Origin of the sequence: Bacillus sp. JJ1122 (assembly GCF_036964885.1) — a bacterium.
Lineage (GTDB): Bacteria > Bacillota > Bacilli > Bacillales > Cytobacillaceae > Mesobacillus.
This window is the reverse complement of record NZ_JBALQL010000030.1, coordinates 1-1640: the sequence shown is the minus strand read 5'-3', so window position 1 is coordinate 1640 and position 1640 is coordinate 1. Positions and strand designations below refer to the sequence as shown.

The window sequence follows — 1640 nt, the reverse complement described above, 5'->3', positions numbered from 1 at the left end:
GCTCCCTCAAAACTAAACAAACAAGCGGTCAACAGTACGAATCATAAGATTCGCATTCCGATTGCCTTTACGGCAATATCCTTAGAAAGGAGGTGATCCAGCCGCACCTTCCGATACGGCTACCTTGTTACGACTTCACCCCAATCATCTGTCCCACCTTAGGCGGCTGGCTCCAAAAGGTTACCCCACCGACTTCGGGTGTTACAAACTCTCGTGGTGTGACGGGCGGTGTGTACAAGGCCCGGGAACGTATTCACCGCGGCATGCTGATCCGCGATTACTAGCGATTCCGGCTTCATGCAGGCGAGTTGCAGCCTGCAATCCGAACTGAGAATGGTTTTATGGGATTGGCTTCACCTCGCGGCTTCGCTGCCCTTTGTTCCATCCATTGTAGCACGTGTGTAGCCCAGGTCATAAGGGGCATGATGATTTGACGTCATCCCCACCTTCCTCCGGTTTGTCACCGGCAGTCACCTTAGAGTGCCCAACTGAATGCTGGCAACTAAGATCAAGGGTTGCGCTCGTTGCGGGACTTAACCCAACATCTCACGACACGAGCTGACGACAACCATGCACCACCTGTCACTCTGTCCCCCGAAGGGGAACGCCCTATCTCTAGGGTTGTCAGAGGATGTCAAGACCTGGTAAGGTTCTTCGCGTTGCTTCGAATTAAACCACATGCTCCACCGCTTGTGCGGGCCCCCGTCAATTCCTTTGAGTTTCAGCCTTGCGGCCGTACTCCCCAGGCGGAGTGCTTAATGCGTTTGCTGCAGCACTAAAGGGCGGAAACCCTCTAACACTTAGCACTCATCGTTTACGGCGTGGACTACCAGGGTATCTAATCCTGTTCGCTCCCCACGCTTTCGCGCCTCAGCGTCAGTTACAGACCAGAGAGCCGCCTTCGCCACTGGTGTTCCTCCACATCTCTACGCATTTCACCGCTACACGTGGAATTCCGCTCTCCTCTTCTGCACTCAAGTTCCCCAGTTTCCAATGACCCTCCCCGGTTGAGCCGGGGGCTTTCACATCAGACTTAAGGAACCGCCTGCGCGCGCTTTACGCCCAATAATTCCGGACAACGCTTGCCACCTACGTATTACCGCGGCTGCTGGCACGTAGTTAGCCGTGGCTTTCTGGTCAGGTACCGTCAAGGTACCGGCAGTTACTCCGGTACTTGTTCTTCCCTGACAACAGAGCTTTACGACCCGAAGGCCTTCATCGCTCACGCGGCGTTGCTCCGTCAGACTTTCGTCCATTGCGGAAGATTCCCTACTGCTGCCTCCCGTAGGAGTCTGGGCCGTGTCTCAGTCCCAGTGTGGCCGATCACCCTCTCAGGTCGGCTACGCATCGTCGCCTTGGTGAGCCGTTACCTCACCAACTAGCTAATGCGCCGCGGGCCCATCTGTAAGTGACAGCCGAAACCGTCTTTCAGCTTTTCCTCATGAGAGGAAAAGGATTATCCGGTATTAGCTCCGGTTTCCCGAAGTTATCCCAGTCTTACAGGCAGGTTGCCCACGTGTTACTCACCCGTCCGCCGCTGATCTTCAAAAGCAAGCTAATGAAGATCCGCTCGACTTGCATGTATTAGGCACGCCGCCAGCGTTCGTCCTGAGCCAGGATCAAACTCTCCAAAAAAGAGT

1 rRNA gene is annotated in these 1640 nt (G+C 54.9%); it reads right to left on the bottom strand.

The annotated features are described in order from the left end of the window. Window positions 1-85: 85 nt before the first annotated feature. A 16S ribosomal RNA gene (locus tag V7201_RS18160) occupies window positions 86-1635 on the bottom strand. Window positions 1636-1640 lie beyond the last annotated feature (5 nt).